Genomic DNA, 16,166 nt, shown 5'->3' on the forward strand with positions numbered 1-16,166 from the left:
GGCATGGCCCAGGGGTTTCGTTGTGTGACAGGCGGTCCGGTGGGGCCTGCCGGTAGGCTGCGACTGTTGTTAGAGAAGCCCGCGCGTGGTTTTCACGCTTGGTTGGTGAGGGATCCCTTGGCACTGTTTTTTGAGATCATTGGCTATGCGCTTCTGCTTTTCTGTTTGCTGCTGTTCGCACGCATAGTGATCGAGACGATTCAGTCCATTAGCCGTGACTGGCACCCGCGAGGTGCCACGGTGGTGATTCTGGAGCTCATCTTCACGGTCACCGACCCTCCGGTGCGGTTATTGCGCCGTCTCATTCCGCCCCTCTCCCTTGGCGCGGTGCGATTCGATTTGTCCATTACTTTGTTGCTTTTGGTCGGATTCTTTGGCATGCGGGTGGCGTTCCTGATGGCCGCTGGCTAAGCCTCCAGCGACGCTGAATTTCGGTATTCAACTCACATCGATCTGGATACGAATGCGCGTCATATCCAAAGCCTCAGAGTATTTTTATGCACGTCAGAGGGATACTTAACAAGCTCTGCTGCGACCGGCGGGTCGGATGTGACAGGATGGACGCCAGTTACAGTGAGACGCCACGTTCGCTTTACACTGCAATACGATTCCAGACGTCGAGACTTGATAGGGGCAGGCAATGCCGCTTACACCAGCTGATGTACATAACGTCGCGTTCAGTAAGCCACCCATCGGTAAGCGCGGATACAACGAGGATGAGGTTGACGCCTTCCTCGACCTGGTGGAGAACGAGCTGGCCCGCCTGATCGAGGAGAACTCGGATCTGCGTCAGCGGGTTCAGGAGCTGGACCAGGAGCTGGTCGAGGCCCGCAAGGGTGGCGGCGCCGCCCCCGTCTACGAGGCGCCCAAGCCCGAGAAGAAGCCGGAGCCCGCTAAGCCCGAGCCCACGCCGGCGCCGGTTGTGGCGGCCGCTCCCGTCGCGGCGTCGACCGAGGAGCACCATGTCCGCGCGGCCAAGATCTTGGGTCTGGCGCAGGACACCGCGGACCGTCTGACCGGGAACGCCAAGTCCGAGTCGGAAAAGCTGCTCGCCGATGCTCGCGCAAATGCGGACCAGATTGTCAGCGAGGCCCGCGCTACCGCCGATAAGACGGTCACCGAGGCACGGTCCAAGGCCGAGGCGCTACTCTCGGATGCCCAGACCCGTTCCGAGACCCAGCTGCGCCAGGCGCAGGAGAAGGCCGATGCCCTGCAATCCGATGCCGAGCGCAAGCACTCGGAGATCATGGGCACCATCAATCAGCAGCGCACGGTGCTGGAAGGTCGTCTGGAGCAGTTGCGTACATTCGAGCGCGAGTACCGCACCCGGCTCAAGACCTACCTGGAGTCTCAGCTCGAGGAGCTTGGCCAGCGCGGTTCGGCTGCACCCGTCGATGCGGGCGCCTCGAATGAAAACGCATCCAAGGAAGCCGGTTTCGGCCAGTTCAACCGTGGGAACAACTACTGATCTAGATCGGTCTATGCTCGCGGCACGTATGAGGAGTGATTCGCGATGCTGATCGTCGCACTGGTATTGGCCGCAGTCGGTCTGGCGGCCCTGGTGACCGCGGTGGTCACCAGTAATGAGGTTCTTGCCTTTGTCTGTATCGCCGCGGCCGCCGTCGGCGTGGTGCTCATGATCGTCGATGCGATCCGGGACCGGCATGCCGGTGCACTGGAATCCGACGAGGAGTCCGACCAGGACGCCGAGGCAGGCGAGAACGAGCCCGAAGGCGCAGATTCCGGGGAACCTGCCGCCGACTCTGCCGAGAGTGACGCGAAAGCCGATGTGGCGGAAGCTGATCCAAGCGAGACATCCGTGATCCCACGGGTGTCGGAGACGTCTTCCTCTGCCGCTGCCGCGGTGAGCCTCAAGGAGGTCGCCACCGCGGCGCACCACCACCCCTCGGCCGAAGAGACCTACGAGCAATTCGACGTCGACGACGATGATGAGGACGAGCCACACCGCTCGTGACCGGACCTTGCCAGATGTCGCGTAGCGCTGTCGTGGGCGTGGCCATCGCCGCGACGCTCGCACTGTCGGCATGCCACGCCGCCGAGCCCGCTGCGGGTGGACACTCGGATGCGGTGGCCGGCATTGTCTTGGTGACGGCCCAGACGACCGTCCCGCAGCCTCCTTCGTCCGGCACGCTGGGTGAGGAGCCGGACGGGGGAGCATTGTCCGCTCCGGTAAGCCCATTCGACACCACGTCGCTAGCGGTCATCAGGCTGGACCCTCCGCTGCTGCGCGCTGTCCAGGATGCCGCCAATAGCGCGGCGGCCGACGGTGTGACACTTGTGATCACGTCGGGCTGGCGGTCGCGGGCTTTCCAGCAGCAGTTACTCGATGACGCGGTACAGACATACGGAAGCCTGGCGGTAGCACGGCAGTGGGTGGCCACTCCCGACGAATCGCATCATGTGCAGGGCAAGGCCGTCGATATCGGCCCCGCATCGGCCTACGGGTGGATGCTGGCGCACAGCACGCAATTCGGCCTGTGCCAGGTCTTCGCCAACGAGAAGTGGCACTACGAGCTCACCGCGGATGCCGAAGGGCAATGCCCGCCGCTGCGTACCAACGCGGCAGGCTGACCCCAGACTCGCTTCTACTTCGGGCCGGCTGCGGCCTTGGTGAGCTGTCCTGAGATGGATTCCAGTGCCTGGGTGAGGCTTTGGAAAGGGATTTCGGGGTCGCGTTCGTGGTAGATGGCCGCGACGATGATCGGCAGGGTGACCGCCGCTTCAGGATATTTCGTGACGTCCATGCGGGCTGTCGCGTCCTCGACGGGGGTGCCCTGGTCGTAGAGACGGTTCGCTTGCTCGTGTAAATCTGACCAGAACGCGATGCCGCGATCGATGGCCGCGTCGATCTCGCCCCCGACCAGCACTGGACCATGACCGGGCACAACGGTTTTGGCGCCAAAGGCGCGGATACGCTCCAGCGCGGCGATCCAGTTGGGGATCGAACCCGACCAGACGACTTTCACGATGCCGTGGGTCAGTAGGTCACCGGAGAAAAGCACCTTGTGTTCGGGGAGGAAGGCGATCGCGTCTCCGACGGTGTGGGCCGGACCGAGCTCGTGCAACTCGACGTCGAGCTTGCCCACCCGAAGCGCCCTCTCGCCCGAGAAAGTGGTGTCCGCGGGACGGACGCGTACTTCATCGAAGCGGAAGGGCTTGGCCAGTGGGGCCAACACGTGCATATCTGATGACGGGTCGGCGCTGCCGCCCAGGAGCTCGGCGGTCAGATCGGCGTGCTCTTGCACCATGAGCGCACTGGCGGCTTCGGTGGCGATGATCTCGACATCGTTGGCGAATACCTGGTTACCGAAGAAGTGGTCGCCGTCGGTGTGCGTGTTGAATACGTATCGCACCGGGGCGCTGGCGGTGTGCTGCCCGAACGCATCACGCATCTCCTGCGCGTGCCGCACATCGTAAAGGGTGTCCACGACCAGTGATTCGCCATCGCTGACCACCAGACCCGCGTTGGCGAGCCCGAAACCCTCGTCGCCGGAGAGGAAAACGTGTGCGCCTCCGCCGAGTTGGACGAGTCCCTTGTGGAACGCACAGTCCTGTGTCATATCAGTTCCTGCCCTTCTTCTGCACGCAATGTGTTCGTGGCGGTCGTGAGGATGTCCTGCGTCGCATCCTCGCCGTCGGCGGTGATGCCCAGCGTCTTGAGGAAGAGTGCTGTCATCACGTAATGCCCGGTGAGCAAAACGATTTCGGCGATTTCGTTGTCTGAGTAGAACTTCTGGACGGCGTCGGTATTTGCGGGTGGGCCCGCGATCCCGGCAAGGAGTTCGTCGACGAAACCGATGAGCGCAGCGAGGCGCTCATCGCCGAACGAGTCTGCTCCGGACACCACCGCGTCGATCACCCCGGTCGGCACTCCGACTCGCTGTGCCTCGGGAGCATGGTGGTGTATCTCGTACTGCGCGCGCGTGACCGCTCCGACCCGCAAGATGACCAATTCTCTGGTCTCGGGGGACAATCCGCCGTCCCTGAAGGAGAGGCCCAGTGTGAGATAGGGCTTGGCACTGTTTTTCGTCATCACCAGGCCCCGGGTCAGATTGGCGGGGAACAGCTCGAATGCTTCCCGTTGCGCGGGGCTCAAATCGGCCACCGTCGGTAGAACGACGCTCATGGATTTCCTTTCCTCGGGCAGTCCTGGCGAGGGCCGTGCAATAAGAAACGGATCGTATCTTGTATGGATCGATCGTATCACGCGTAAGATACGCAACGTGTCTACCGGAGGCGTGAAGGAAAGCGCAGAAACGTCGCCGGCCGATGGCGGCACACGGCGGCGGGACGAAGCGCTGATGTCGGCAATCCGCGACGCGACGTATGCGGAGCTGAAGGAGCACGGATACTCCGGGGTCACTTTTGAGGGGGTGGCCCGTCGAGCCAAGACCAGCAAGCCGGTGCTGTACCGCCGTTACCGATCACGCGCGCACATGGTCGCCGACGCGCTGCCGACACTGCGATACCCACCTACCCGGCTCGCGTCGGCCAGCTCCCTGCGTGAAGACGTATTGGCACTGTTGGGGGCCTTGCTCCGGGAGCTGCAGCGCATCGGGATTGGGAACTATCGCTGCCTATTGGCGGAGGCCGACGACGAGTTGGCCGAAGAAATGACCACGGCAATTGCCGGATGGGTCGACCAAACGGTGCTGCAGGCATTGGCGGAGGCCCGCGAGCGCGGTGAGATTGGTCCGGAACACATTCCGCTGCCTGTGGCGACCAGCATGCTCGCGCTGATGCGCCACGAATTGTTCTTCACCCGCAAGCCGTTTGACGGCGACAAGCTTGCGGTGCTGTTCGACACGGTCTATCTGCCGTTGATCAATCTGACGTCGCGCGGTGGCTAGTGTGTCTGCCATTCCGCCACTTTGAACACGGTGTTGGCCGGGGTGTGAGATCAGCCGTGAGGGGCGGCACCGGTTTCTTAAGCCGACTCCTGTGCGTGGGTGCGCAGGAGCAGGGTGACCCAGCTGCGGTACGGGCGCCAGGTCTCGGCGATAGCGCTCAAGCGCGGGAGATCGTGCGCGGTGGCTGGGTCGAGGCCGTAGGCCGCGGCCATGGCTTTGGCGACGCGGGGTTCTGCGGTGGGGAACACATCGGGGTGTCCGACGCCGCGGATGAGGATCAGCTCGGCGGAGAATGTGCCGATGCCGGGGAGTTTCTTCAGCTCGGAGAGGGAGAGTTCGGGGGGCTGGTCGCGGAGGCGGGTCGGGTCGAGGAGCCCGTCTTCGGTGGCATAGGCGAGTGCGTGCAAGCGGGCGATCTTGGTGGCTGTCAGGCCGGGAACCACTGTGATGCAGCGCAATTGGTCCGGAGTGGGAAAGGCATGCAGCTTTCGACCGGCAACGTCGATGCTGTGGCCGTACTCTTTGGCGATGCGGTCCTTGATGCGGGCGGCCTGCTCCATGCGGATTCGATTGCCGATGATCGTCCAGGCCGCGGCCTCGTACGGGGAGTAGAACAAGACCGGCCGCAGGCCAGGGAACTCGGCCTGAAGGTTAGCGACGACCGAATCGCTCTTGCCGAGTGCGGGGAAGTGGGTGGCATCAATGTCTAGGGACAGGATGCGGGCGATCTGTGCTCGTACGGCGCCGGTGGCTGATCGTGTCGTCGTGGTGTTGTCGTCGGTGAGGCGGATGTAGTCGGCGTGGACGGGGGCGGAGTCGTGTCCGGCCGTCTCCTTCTGCCGCACGGCGCAGCCGATGATGGTGCGCCCGTCGTCGGCGGGGAAGGCCAGCCGCTGAACGCTGTGTATCAAGGCACCGGAAGGCGATGGCCCTGCGCGCCGTCGTAGTGGCATTGGTACCGCTCTGACAACGCCATCGCCTCGGTAGCCGCTGCGAGCAGTTCGGTCACGGTTGTGGTCGGTTGAGTCATGGGCGCCGCCGGCCGGCCGCCGTAGCGTCGATTGCAACAGTTGCGATCGAAGGAGCTCTGCTGTGGTGTTGCACCGATCATCGTGGATGGACAAGGACCTTGACGCGCTTGCCGATCTGGCGCGCCGGTTCTTCGAGAAGGAGTGCGCTCCCAACGAGGAGCGTTGGGGCCGGCAGCAGCAGGTCGATCGCGATGTCTGGCGCAAGGCGGGCGAACTCGGCCTGTTGTGTTTGAGTATCCCCGAGGAGTACGGCGGCGGTGGCGGTACGTTCGCACACGAGGCCGTTGTAGCGATCGAGCAGATCCGTGCAATGGCACCGAGTTTCGGCGGGGTGCTGCACAGCGCGATCATCGCGCACTACCTGAGCTCGTACGGCACCGAGGAACAGAAGACCACGTGGTTGCCGAAGATGGCCTCGGGTGAGGTCGTCAGCGCCATCGCGATGACCGAGCCTGGCACCGGCTCGGATCTGCAGGCGATCAAGACCAAGGCGGTCAAGGACGGCGACGACTATGTGATCAGCGGTGCGAAGACGTTCATCTCGAACGGCCAGACCGCGGATCTTGTTGTGGTCGCGGCGAAGACGGATCCGGAAGGTCGCGGGGTGGACAGTGTGTCGCTGATCCTGGTCGAGGCCCACCGTGAGGGTTTCCGGCGCGGACGCAATCTGGAGAAGATCGGCCAGCACGGTCAGGACACCTGTGAGCTGTTCTTCGATGACGTCCGGGTCCCGCAGTCTAATCTCGTTGGCGCGGTCGAAGGTCTCGGCTTCATCCAGTTGATGCAGCAGTTGCCGCAGGAGCGATTGGTGCTGGCGGTCATCGCGGCAGCGTCGATCGAGAAGACCGTCGACGTGACGCTGACCTACACCAAGGAGCGTGAGGCGTTCGGCCGCCCGATCTTCAAGTTCCAGAACACGCAGTTCGTGCTCGCCGAGAGCGACACCGTCAAGTCCGTCGCCTGGAGCTTCCTGGACGAGTGCGTGGTCAAGCACCTCGCCGGCGAATTGGATGTGCCGACGGCCGCGAAGGCGAAATGGTGGCTGACCGACCAGCAGGTCAAGGTGGCCGACGAATGCCTGCAGTTGTTCGGCGGCTATGGCTACATGCAGGAGTACCCGATCGCCAGGCTGTATGCCGACTCGCGTATCCAGAAGGTGTACGGCGGCACCAACGAGATCATGAAGACGATCATTGCGAAGTCACTGTGACGGGGCCACTTTCGGGCATCAAGGTCGTCGAACTCGCCGGTCTCGCGCCGGCGCCGTTCGGCTGCATGGTGCTGGCGGACCTTGGAGCGGACGTATTGCGCGTCGAGCGGGCCGGCACGCCGGGTGACGGCCTGACCCCTCCTGACGGTCCGCTCGACCGGGGCAAGCACACGATCGCGCTGAATCTCAAAGACCCCGAGGATGTTGGGACGCTGCTTGCCTTGGTGGCCAAGGCCGATGTGTTCGTCGAGGGGTTCCGCCCGGGTGTCGCCGAACGCTTGGGTATCGGACCCGAAGAGCTCGAAAAGCACAACCCGCGTTTGATTTACGGCCGGATGACCGGTTGGGGTCAGCAGGGGCCGCTGGCCAGCACCGCGGGCCATGACATCAACTACATCGCCCTGACCGGAGCGCTCGAGCTGATCGGCCGCCCCGGTGAGCGCCCCGTGCCGCCGGGAAACATCATCGGTGACTTCGCCGGTGGCGGCATGCTGCTGGCCATGGGAGTCCTCGCCGCGCTGTACGAACGCGAACGGTCCGGCAAGGGCCAGGTCATCGACGCGGCCATGGTTGACGGTGCGAGCCTGTACACCGCATTCATGCACGGAATGCATGCTGTCGGGTTGTGGAACCAGCCCCGGGGTGAGAACGCACTTGACGGCGGCGCACCGTTCTACGACACCTACGAATGCGCCGACGGCCGGTACGTGGCCGTCGGCTGTGTCGAATTCCCTTTCTACATGCAGCTTTTGGCGGCACTCGGCATCGACGACCCCGACTTGCCGTTCCAGCTTGACCCGACGGGCTGGCCGCAGCTCAAAGCGGTCATCGGAGCCAAGTTCAAGGAGCGCACCCGCGACGAGTGGGCCGCCGTGTTCACCGACTCCGACGCGTGTGTGACCCCGGTACTCAGTCCCTGGGAGGCGCATGAGCATGCGCACAACCAGATTCGCGATGCCTTCATCGAGGTCAACGGCGTCCGCCAGCCGGCGCCGGCGCCGCGGTTCAGCCGTACCCCGGCAGCGCACCCGGAACCGCAGACAGCGGATGAATCGACAGTGCGAAAGCTGTTGTCCGACTGGATGGTTTCCGACAGCCAGATCGCGCGGCTGCTCGGCTAGCTCTGGTAGGACCCGGGCGGACTGCCGGTCCACCGGCGGAACGCCCGGGAAAAGGCACTCGGTTCGGAGAATCCGAGCCGACGGGACAGCGCGGCGACGGTTTCGTCGCCGCGCACCAGGCTCGCGATCGCGGCATCGCGCAGAATCTGCTCCTTGATTTCGCGCGGCGACGTGTCTTCCTCACGAAGTTTTCGGCGGAGGGTCTGCGGGCTCATAGCCAGTTCCGCGGCGACCTCCTCGGCGCTGAGCCAGCCGCCCGACAAGCCCCGTTCGAGCAGGCGCCGCACCTGGTTCGAGGTCGAGGCCGTGTGTCCACGGTAGGACAGCACACTGGCCGGTGCGCCACGCAGAAAAGTATCCAGCGACGCGTCATCGCGAACGATCAGTGCGGACAGTTTGGCACTGTCGAACACCAGCGCCGGCCGCGCAGCCGAAAACACTACGGGCGCATCGAAGATGAGGTCGTAGTCGTCGACCTCCGGACGTGCGTCATAGGGCACTTCGACCTGACGCAGCGGTATCCGCTTGCCGACTGCCCAACTCATAAATCGATGGGTGATGGCGAGCAGGGTGTCGATCAGCAGGTCGACCGGCCGCTGGATCGTTGTCACGTCGATTGACAGCCGGGCAGCGTCACCGTCGACCGTGATCGCGACGGGCGGAATGCCCGGTACTGCCCGATTGACATCTTCGAACCGCCGCAGTGCCGCCCCCAGATCCGGCGCGTTGACTATCGCGAAACACAGCAGCCGAAAGGTGCCGCGTGGCACCGGATCCAGGCCGAGTCCGAGCAGTTCGTCATCGGTTTCGCGCCACAGTCGGCGAAAGAGCGCGCTGGCTTGTTCTGTGGTGACGCGGGAGCGGCCCTCGGCAAGCAGCATCGGTGAAATTCCGGCGGAACCCAACATCGCTTCGATATCCCAGCCCCAGTGCAGGGCCAGGCCGACAAACGCCTGCACCCGCTGAATCGGGATCGTATAGGCGGTCGTCAGGTCGGCGGGGGGCACGTGCTGAAGCTACTCCGGAAAGGGAGTGGGAAGGAACCCGGGGGAGCGGCCTCGTCATCGCGAGCGGTTCGGTCAAGAAGGCGAGAAGTTCGGTCATCGTCGGGCGGGCGGCGTAACCGTAGCGTCAAAACCAGATCGCCCGACGACGCGCAAGGAGCGTGCATGGCTACCAACGAAGATTTCCACCTCGACCGCCTCGATCAGTGGGGCGACGAACAGGAATTCAAGGTCGAGCCACTTCAGACCATCGCTTACGCAAAGGCGACCAACGATCCGATCGCCGCACATCTGGACGGCACCTACGCGCCGCCGGTGTTCGCGGTCGTTCCGGTCACCGCGATCATGGCCGACGCGACGATGAGCGTGGTGCCCGACGACTTGATGTTGCGGATCTTGCACGGCGAGCACGACTTCCGCTTCCACCGCCCGATCGTGCCCGGTGAGGTTCTCACCGTTCGCGCGAAGCCGGTCGGCATCGAGGGCAAAGACTCCGGTGTTGTCGTCACGACATTGCTCGAAACGCGGGACTCCAACGACGAACTGGTGAACGAGCAGTACTTCATCGGATTCTTCCGGGGCGGCAGATTCGAAGGTTCGTTCGGTGAGAAGAGCCCGGAGCACACCTTCGACGCGGCCCTGCGTGATAGCGAACCGGCGTTTACCTCGGTGCAGACTTTCGACGAGGATCAGACGTTCCGCTACAGCGATCCCGCTGGCGACCCGATGCCGATCCACCTGGACGACGACTTTGCCAAGGCTATGGGGTTGCCGGGCATCATCATTCACGGTCTGTGCACCATCGCGTTCACCTCGCATGCATTGCTGTCACAGGTCAGTCCCGAGGACCCCACCCGGTTGCGGCGGCTCGCGGTCCGGCTCAGCAAGCCCGCGCTGCCGAAGGAGACCATCACCACCACGTTCTGGAATACGGGTGGCGGTAGCTACGCATTCGAGACCGCCGGCGACGAGAAGGCCGGCAAGTTCGTGATCACCGACGGCCTGGCCGAAATCTCCTAGGAAGGTAAAAAGCTATGAGTAAGAGGGTATTTGTGGTCGGCGTCGGCTTGACCAAGTTCGAGAAGCCGGGGCGCCGGGAAGGCTGGGACTACCCGGCGATGGCCCAAGAGTCCGGTACGAAGGCTCTCGAGGACGCCGGTATCGCTTACGACCTGGTCGAGCAGGCCTACGCGGGCTTCTGCTACGGCGAGTCGTGCTCGGGTCACCGCGCGGTCTACAGCCTCGGCCTGACTGGGATCCCCGTGTTCAACGTCAACAGCAACTGTTCGACGGGATCGAGTGCGTTGTTCCTTGCCGCACAAGCGATTCGCGGTGGACTGGCGGACTGCACGCTGGCCATCGGGTTCGAGAAGATGCAGCCGGGTTCGCTCGGTTCGACCTACGACGACCGCGAGCAGCCGATGCAGAAGCACCTGGAGGCGATGGCCGAACTGCAGGAGTTCGCCTTCCCGGTCGCGCCGTGGATGTTCGGCGCTGCCGGTGTCGAGCACAACCAGAAGTACGGATCGACCCCGGAGCACTTCGCTCGGATCGCGGTCAAGAACCATGCCCACTCTGTGCACAACCCATACTCGCAGTTCCAGGACGTGTATACGGAGCAGCAGATCGTCGACGCGAAGATGATCTACGCCCCGGGCCAACTCACCCGTCCGATGTGCTCGCCGACCTCCGATGGTTCGGGTGCGGCCATCGTCGTCAGTGAGGGCTTCGTCGAGAAGTATGACTTGGCTTCTCAGGCAGTGGAAATCGTCGGACAGGCCCTCGTCACGGATACTCCCGGGACGTTCGAGAGCCAGAGCATGGCGACCCTGGTCGGTGCCGATATGAGTCGGACCGCGGCGAACCGTGTCTACGAGCAGGCCCAGATCACCCCTGATGACATCGATGTGATCGAACTGCACGACTGCTTTGCCCCGAACGAACTGCTCACCTACGAGGCATTGGGCCTGGCGGCCGAGGGCGAGGGACACAAGCTCATCGATAACGGCGACACCACCTATGGCGGCCGTTGGGTGGTCAACCCGTCGGGTGGACTGATTTCGAAGGGGCACCCTTTGGGTGCCACCGGTCTAGCGCAGTGCGCCGAACTGACCTGGCAGCTGCGCGGCACCGCCGATAAGCGTCAGGTCGAGGGCGCTGCCCGTAGATCGGGTGTCGCCCTACAGCACAACATTGGTCTGGGCGGTTCGGCCGTGGTCACCGCCTACAAATCAGCTGACCGCTGATTCCTGCTATCCAGCAACACATTCAGTACAAGAAAAGGAGTAGTCAGAAAATGGCAAACGCCAAAGGATCCCTGGAGATCGCCGCACCGCAGGAGAAGGTGTGGGCAATCTTATCCGCCCCGGCCCGGTTCGAAGAGTGGCTCACCCTGCACACCAAGTGGAAGACAGCCCCGCCGTCGGCCCTTTCTCAGGGTGCGACCATGAGCGAGGTGCTGACCATCATGGGTATGGCCAACACCATCGATTTCACCGTCGATGAATATGACGCCCCGAACTCGACGAGATTCTCGGGCACGGGTATGGCGGGCGCGAAGATCAGTTTCAGCCTGAAGGTCGAGCCTAAGGGTGCGGACGCCTCCATCGTGACCGTCGCCGCTGAGTTCGTCAGCCAGATGATGGTCGGTGCCATCGGCGGCGCCATCGAGCGCGCTTCGAACAAGGAAATCGCAGCCTCGCTGGAGAAGCTCGCCGCTCTGGCTGTTTGACCCAATCATCGACTTTCAGAAGGGAACTCACATGGGTTCAATGGAGAACAGGGTTGCCCTCGTCACCGGCGCCGGTCGCGGCATCGGCCGTGAGCACGCGCTGCTGCTTGCCAAGCTGGGCGCGAGTGTCGTCGTCAACGACCTCGGCGGCTCGAACGAGGGCGCCGGTGCCGATGCCGGTCCCGCCCAGGAAGTGGCGAACGAAATAGTCGCCGCTGGTGGCAAGGCCGTTGCCAGCACCGACAACATCGCCACCTGGGACGGCGCGAAAAACCTCGTCGAGCAAGCCATCGCGGAGTTCGGTGGTCTCGATATCGTCGTGAACAACGCTGGCATCCTGCGGGACGGCTTCGTCGCGTCGATGGATGAGGGGCAGTGGGACAGCGTCATCGCCGTGCACCTCAAGGGCCATTTCGCTGTGCTGCGGCACGCGGCGGGCTACTGGAAGGCACAGTCCAAGGCCGGGGACCCGGTCAACGCCGCGGTGATCAACACCGCGTCGGCATCGGGGACCTTCATGCCCAATGCTGGCCAGTCCAACTACGGTGCCGCCAAGGCGGGTATCGCCGCGATCACCGAGGTCGCGGCGATGGAGCTCGAGCGGTACGGGGTGCGGGTCAATGCGATCGCGCCGGTCGCCCGGACCCGCCTGACGCTGGCCACCCCCGGCATGAATGCGATGTTCCTCGAAGAGATTCCCGAGGGAGAATTCGACGCATTCAGTCCTGCCAACATCGCTCCGGTGGTCGCGTATCTGGCCGATGAGAAGTGCCCGCTCACTGGGAAGGTCCTGGCGGTCCAGGGCGGCGCCATCACCCTGCTCAAGGGGTGGACGTCGGTGGAAACCGTTGAGGTCGACGGGCCGTGGCTGCTCGACGAGCTACCCAACCAGCTGGACAAATGGGCAGAGCAGGTTTGATCGCGTGATCAACGAACGACGCACGGTCCACGACGGAGTGGGCACGCGAGAGTTGTTCGTCGAGGGGGATGGCCCCACCGTCGTGCTGTTGCACGGGTTCGGCCATCCCGCCGACGCATGGCGGCCTGTCCTCAATCGGCTCGCCGAAGCCGGCCAGGCGGCAGTTGCCGTCGATCTGCCCGGCTTCGGCGCCGCCGATCTGGCCGCGTCCAGTGCGTGGCTGCCCCAGGGCGATCGGTTCGTCGCCGCGGTGGTCGCTGCGCACAGCCAGCAGGCACCCGTGGTGCTGGTCGGCAATTCCCTCGGCGCATACCTGGCCGTCCGTGCGGCTGCGTCGCCGATGCGGCTACCGATCAGTGGCATCGTGTCGACGGCGACGCCGGGTCTGGGGTGGACGGCGTTGGTCCGTGCGGCGTTCGTCGGCGACGGGCGCTGGCTTACCTGGGGGGCGGGCATCAGTGCACCCAGATGGATCCGCAGATGCGGTGCCGACATGCTCGCCGGTTACCTTCTCTATGGTGACCGATCCAGGCTTGATCCGGAGTTGGTGCGGATTCTTAGTACACAGGTGTACAGCCGCCGCGGTGCCCGGGAATTGCTCGAACGGGCCACATCGATGAAATTTGCGGTCGATGCCGAGCCTGCGGTTGTGGGTGTTTCTTGTCCCGCGGTCTTCGTGCACGGACGCCGCGATCGACTCGTCGCATTCGCCTCGAGTGAAGGTTGGCACCTGGCTACGCCCGGTAGCCGACTGGTCGTGCTCGACAAGGCGGGCCACTGCCCGCAGCTTGACGCTCCGAACGAGATTTGCTCTCTGGCAAGAGAATTGGTCATGGCAACGCGCCGTGATTGCCGCCCCGCGTGAATGGACAAGATTATGGACAGTCGCAATAGCCGGACGGCCACCGCGACGGAACCTGCCGGACTGCCACGCATCGCCGTGCATAACCCCGCCGACGGCCGGATCGTCGGCAGCGTTTCGGACGAATCTGCCGCATCGGTCGGAGATACTGCGCGCGCACTGCGCGAGGCGCAGCCCGAATGGGAAGCCTTGGGGCCGAAGGGTCGTGCGCGCTGGCTGTTCGAGCTGCAAGCATGGCTGCTCGACCACTCGGCGCACATCGCCGATGTCCTGCAGGCCGAGACCGGTAAGCCGCGAGCCGACGCGGAGTTCGAAGTACCGGCGTGGGTGGACCTGATCAATTACTTCGCCCGCACTGCCGGCAAGCGTCTGGCCGACGAGCGGCCCAACCCGCACAGTCCCATCGGCTGGACCAAGAAACTCACGACCGTGTTCCGCCCCTATCCGCTGGTCGGCATCATCACGCCGTGGAACTTTCCGCTCGCCATGCCGGGCCTGGATATTCCACCGGCGCTGATGGCCGGTGCCGCCGTGCTGCTGAAACCCTCGGAGGTGACCCCGCTGAGCGCGGTGGAACTCGCGCGCGGCTGGGCGGAGATCGGCGCGCCGAAGGTCTTCGCGGTGGTGACCGGTCGCGGCGAGACGGGTGCGGCCGTGGTCGACGCGGTCGACTATGTCCAGTTCACCGGTTCGACGGGGACCGGAAAAGCCGTGGCACGACAGTGCATCGAACAGCTCAAGCCGTACAGCCTCGAATTGGGCGGCAAGGATCCGGCGCTGGTCCTCGCCGATGCCGATCTCGACCGCGCCGCACATGGCATCGCGTGGGGTGCGTTGTTCAACGCGGGCCAGACCTGTGTGTCGGTCGAGCGCGTCTACGTCGAGGCTCCGGTGTACGACGAGTTCGTCACGAAGCTCACCGAGTGGGTAGGGCGATTGCGTCAAGGTCAGGACGGCAGGGACTTCCGATTCGAGATAGGCCCGATGGCCAATGCCAACCAGCTCGACATCGTGCGGCGACATATCGACGAGGCGACGGCCGCCGGCGCGCGGGTGACGATCGGTGGCAAGCCGACCGGTGTCGGTACCTTCTTCGAGCCGACCGTGCTCGTCGACGTCGACCACACGATGGCGTGCATCCAGGAAGAGACGTTCGGTCCGACCATTCCGGTGATCAAGGTCGCCGACGAGGACGAAGCGATCCGGCTCGCGAACGACTCCCGCTACGGGTTGTCGGCATCGGTCTGGACCCGCGACAAGGCCCGCGGACAGGCGGTGGCCCGCCGGCTCGACGCTGGCGCCGTCAACATCAACGACGTCATCGCCAATCTGTTCAGTTTTGCGCTGCCGATGGGCGGCTGGAAGCAGTCCGGGGTCGGGTCGCGCTGGGGCGGTGCCGCCGGGGTACGCAAGTACTGCCGGCAGACCGCTGTCACCGAGCCGCGACTGCCGACGGTGATCGACGAACCCATGTGGTTTCCGTACTCGAAGACGCGCATCCGGCTCGTCTACGGCGCTCTGCGCGCATTCGGGGCACAGGGCCTGCAACGCATTGGTCTCACCAAAGGAGAAGGCTAGATGTCAGATCGTTCGGATATTTTGCGCGGCAAGGTGATAGCCATTACCGGAGGCGCTCGTGGTATCGGGTTCGCCACCGCCTCGATGTTGCGTGGTCTCGGCGCGAAGGTCGCGATCGGCGACGTCGACGAGCTGACGGTCAAGCAGTCCGGCGCCGACATCGATGTATTTGCAAGCAAACTGGACGTGACTGACCTCGCCTCGTTCACCACGTTCCTCGATGATGTCGAACGCGAACTCGGCCCGCTCGACGTGCTGATCAACAACGCCGGCGTCATGCCGGTCGGCCTGCTGGCCGACGAGCCGGACGCGGTGACCCGCCGGATGCTCGACATCAACGTCTACGGCGTGATCATCGGTACGAAACTCGCTGCGCAGCAGATGATTCCGCGCTCGGCGGGCCACGTGATCAATGTGGCCTCGCTCGCCGGTGAGACCTACACGCCCGGACTCGCCACCTACTGTGCCAGCAAGTCCGCGGTGCTCTCGTTCACCGACGCCGTCCGTCTGGAGAACCGAAAGACCGGTGTGGCGTTCTCGTCGGTGCTGCCGTCGTTCGTCAACACCGAACTCACTTCGGGCACGACCGGTATTCGCGGCATCAAGAACGCCGAACCGTCCGATATCGCGAATGCGATCGTCGGCCTCATCATCAACCCGCGTCCGAAGGTCCGCGTGACGCGACTGGCCGGTGTACTGATCGGGGCGCAGAAGTTCCTGCCGCGCATCCTCGGCGAGGAACTGAACCGGTTGTTCGGTGGCGAGCACATCTTCACCGACAAGGTGGACAACACCGCGCGCAAGGCGTACGAGGACCGCGCTCGCGGTCAAGCGTGAAA

The 16,166-nt window shown here is 64.1% G+C and carries 18 protein-coding genes; 14 read left to right on the forward strand and 4 right to left on the reverse strand.

The annotated features are described in order from the left end of the window. Positions 1–117: 117 nt before the first annotated feature. The 4 genes from AOT87_RS14405 (at position 118) to AOT87_RS14420 (ending at position 2,592) form a co-directional block, all read left to right on the forward strand. The gene (locus tag AOT87_RS14405) at positions 118–411 is read left to right on the forward strand and encodes a YggT family protein (RefSeq protein WP_030095510.1); all 294 of its coding nucleotides are present in this window, start codon (positions 118–120) and stop codon (positions 409–411) included. A 229-nt stretch (positions 412–640) separates the two neighbouring features. Continuing rightward, positions 641–1,468, forward strand: coding sequence for a DivIVA domain-containing protein (locus AOT87_RS14410; RefSeq protein ID WP_030095511.1), 828 nt, complete (start codon positions 641–643; stop codon positions 1,466–1,468). A gap of 45 nt (positions 1,469–1,513) precedes the next feature. Next, on the forward strand, positions 1,514–1,975 hold the full coding sequence (locus AOT87_RS14415) for a hypothetical protein (RefSeq protein WP_030095512.1): 462 nt from the start codon (positions 1,514–1,516) through the stop codon (positions 1,973–1,975). A gap of 14 nt (positions 1,976–1,989) precedes the next feature. Further along, on the forward strand, positions 1,990–2,592 hold the full coding sequence (locus tag AOT87_RS14420; protein ID WP_057964676.1) for a M15 family metallopeptidase: 603 nt from the start codon (positions 1,990–1,992) through the stop codon (positions 2,590–2,592). 14 nt (positions 2,593–2,606) lie between these two features. Here the strand turns inward: AOT87_RS14420 and AOT87_RS14425 are convergent, their stop codons facing one another. Further along, complete coding sequence (locus AOT87_RS14425; protein WP_057964677.1) at positions 2,607–3,581, reverse strand: MBL fold metallo-hydrolase; 975 nt, start codon at positions 3,579–3,581, stop codon at positions 2,607–2,609. Continuing rightward, positions 3,578–4,147 (reverse strand): carboxymuconolactone decarboxylase family protein, encoded by a 570-nt coding sequence (locus AOT87_RS14430; RefSeq protein ID WP_057964678.1) that lies wholly within the window; start codon positions 4,145–4,147, stop codon positions 3,578–3,580. The genes AOT87_RS14425 and AOT87_RS14430 overlap by 4 nt, the downstream gene beginning before the upstream one ends. 175 nt (positions 4,148–4,322) lie before the next feature. On the opposite strand from AOT87_RS14430, the gene AOT87_RS14435 reads away from it, so the two are divergent. Further along, positions 4,323–4,871: a TetR/AcrR family transcriptional regulator gene (locus tag AOT87_RS14435; RefSeq protein ID WP_057969196.1), complete on the forward strand. Its 549-nt coding sequence runs from the start codon at positions 4,323–4,325 to the stop codon at positions 4,869–4,871. Between the two features lie 77 nt (positions 4,872–4,948). On the opposite strand, the gene AOT87_RS14440 is transcribed toward AOT87_RS14435, so the two are convergent. After that, positions 4,949–5,824 (reverse strand): DNA-3-methyladenine glycosylase, encoded by an 876-nt coding sequence (locus AOT87_RS14440; protein ID WP_070953808.1) that lies wholly within the window; start codon positions 5,822–5,824, stop codon positions 4,949–4,951. Positions 5,825–5,966: 142 nt separating this feature from the next. Here AOT87_RS14440 and AOT87_RS14450 point away from each other — a divergent pair, with 142 nt between their 5' ends. Continuing rightward, entirely contained in the window at positions 5,967–7,112 is a 1,146-nt protein-coding gene (locus AOT87_RS14450; protein ID WP_165589962.1) for an acyl-CoA dehydrogenase family protein, read from the forward strand. Continuing rightward, a complete protein-coding gene (locus tag AOT87_RS14455; protein WP_057969853.1) occupies positions 7,109–8,233 on the forward strand; it encodes a CaiB/BaiF CoA-transferase family protein in 1,125 nt (374 codons plus the stop codon). Before AOT87_RS14450 ends, AOT87_RS14455 begins: the two co-directional genes overlap by 4 nt. Here the strand turns inward: AOT87_RS14455 and AOT87_RS14460 are convergent. Beyond that, positions 8,230–9,240 carry an AraC family transcriptional regulator gene (locus AOT87_RS14460; protein ID WP_081343175.1) on the reverse strand — a complete coding sequence of 337 codons (1,011 nt, stop codon included), beginning with the start codon at positions 9,238–9,240 and terminating at the stop codon, positions 8,230–8,232. The two genes, AOT87_RS14455 and AOT87_RS14460, sit on opposite strands and share 4 nt — an antisense overlap. 162 nt (positions 9,241–9,402) lie before the next feature. Between AOT87_RS14460 and AOT87_RS14465 the strand changes: the two genes are divergently transcribed. Genes AOT87_RS14465 through AOT87_RS14495 form a run of 7 tightly spaced genes read left to right on the forward strand, consistent with a single transcriptional unit; the run spans position 9,403 to position 16,164 of the window. Then, positions 9,403–10,257 carry a MaoC/PaaZ C-terminal domain-containing protein gene (locus AOT87_RS14465; RefSeq protein WP_057969852.1) on the forward strand — a complete coding sequence of 285 codons (855 nt, stop codon included), beginning with the start codon at positions 9,403–9,405 and terminating at the stop codon, positions 10,255–10,257. Between the two features lie 14 nt (positions 10,258–10,271). Beyond that, complete coding sequence (locus AOT87_RS14470) at positions 10,272–11,483, forward strand: lipid-transfer protein (RefSeq protein WP_057969851.1); 1,212 nt, start codon at positions 10,272–10,274, stop codon at positions 11,481–11,483. 50 nt (positions 11,484–11,533) lie between these two features. After that, a complete protein-coding gene (locus AOT87_RS14475) occupies positions 11,534–11,968 on the forward strand; it encodes an SRPBCC family protein (RefSeq protein WP_057969850.1) in 435 nt (144 codons plus the stop codon). Positions 11,969–11,999: 31 nt separating this feature from the next. Next, on the forward strand, positions 12,000–12,887 hold the full coding sequence (locus tag AOT87_RS14480) for an SDR family oxidoreductase (RefSeq protein ID WP_057969849.1): 888 nt from the start codon (positions 12,000–12,002) through the stop codon (positions 12,885–12,887). Between the two features lie 4 nt (positions 12,888–12,891). Continuing rightward, entirely contained in the window at positions 12,892–13,752 is an 861-nt protein-coding gene (locus tag AOT87_RS14485) for an alpha/beta hydrolase (RefSeq protein ID WP_057969848.1), read from the forward strand. 12 nt (positions 13,753–13,764) lie between these two features. Beyond that, positions 13,765–15,327: an aldehyde dehydrogenase family protein gene (locus tag AOT87_RS14490; protein WP_057969858.1), complete on the forward strand. Its 1,563-nt coding sequence runs from the start codon at positions 13,765–13,767 to the stop codon at positions 15,325–15,327. Next, positions 15,328–16,164, forward strand: a complete 837-nt coding sequence (locus AOT87_RS14495; protein ID WP_057969847.1) for an SDR family oxidoreductase — start codon at positions 15,328–15,330, stop codon at positions 16,162–16,164. It abuts the gene before it with no gap. Positions 16,165–16,166 lie beyond the last annotated feature (2 nt).

This window comes from Mycobacteroides sp. H003 (assembly GCF_001440135.1).
GTDB classification, from domain to species: domain Bacteria; phylum Actinomycetota; class Actinomycetes; order Mycobacteriales; family Mycobacteriaceae; genus Mycobacterium; species Mycobacterium gwanakae.